The sequence below is a fragment of the Halalkalibacter okhensis genome, assembly GCF_000787375.1.
Taxonomy (GTDB): domain Bacteria; phylum Bacillota; class Bacilli; order Bacillales; family Bacillaceae_D; genus Halalkalibacter; species Halalkalibacter okhensis.
The window spans coordinates 1-1,077 of the sequence record NZ_JRJU01000087.1 but is presented as its reverse complement, the minus strand read 5'-3'; the positions used below and the strand labels follow the sequence as shown (position 1 = coordinate 1,077).

The 1,077-nt window shown below is 42.2% G+C and carries 1 protein-coding gene; it reads left to right on the top strand.

The window, feature by feature from the left end; genetic code table 11:
• On the top strand, nucleotides 1-997 hold a 997-nt coding region (locus tag LQ50_RS24030), incomplete at its 5' end, for an IS1182 family transposase (RefSeq protein WP_034634293.1).
• Between the last annotated feature and the right edge of the window lie 80 nt (nucleotides 998-1,077).

Genomic DNA, 1,077 nt, shown 5'->3' with positions numbered 1-1,077 from the left:
AACGGTCTTTCAAGATGTTTTTGATGAAGTGGTTCTTCTCGCAGTCGAACATCGTATGGTAGGCGGACGTGTACTTTTTACGGACTCTACTCATTTAAAGGCAAATGCAAACAAGCGTAAGTTTGTGAAAGAAACGGTTCATGTGGAAACTCAAGATTACATTAATGAACTAGATCAAGCGATTGAGGAGGACCGAAAAGCACATGGAAAAAAGTCCTTTCCAAAAAAGGACAAGGAGGTGGAAGTAAAGGAAATTAAGGTTAGCACAACCGATAAAGAGAGTGGTTATATGTTCCGGGATGGGAAACCTGAGGGCTTCTTCTATCTGGACCATCGTACAACCGATCTCAAATATAACATCATCACGGATGTCCATGTAACACCTGGTAATGTTCATGATTCCCGTCCCTATTTAGCGCGTTTAGATCGTCAACGAGAGCGTTTTGGTTTTGAACTAGAAGCAGTTGGTCTTGATGCGGGCTACTTAACCATGCCTATTTGTCATGGGCTTGAAAAAAGAAAGATCATGGGGGTCATTGCTCATCGACGCTTTTCACCTAAAAAAGGATTATTCCCAAAATGGAAGTTTACTTATGAAGTTGAATCCGATACCTATACATGTCCCAATGGAGAGACCTTGACTTACTCAACTACGAATCGAGAGGGGTATCGTCAATATCACTCCAATCCCCAAACGTGTAAAAGCTGTCCGTTTCTTTCACAGTGTACAACAGCTAAGAATCATAAAAAGACCATAACTAGGCATGTTTGGGAGAATAGTAAAGAAAAAGTCAGAGAAAATCGTCTATCCCCGGAAGGAAAGACGATATATAAAAAAAGAAAAGAAACCATCGAGCGAAGCTTTGCGGATGCGAAACAACTCCACGGGCTTCGCTACTGCCGGTTGCGCAGCTTGAACGGCGCTAACGAACAAGCGCTGATGACAGCTGTAGCACAGAACATAAAGAAGATTGCCAACCACCTCACTAGAGGGTGAGGTGGTTGGCAATCTTCCATTTATGATTCATTTCTTAACCCTCTTAGAGAGAAAAATAGTGTAAAAAGAGAAACCCCACT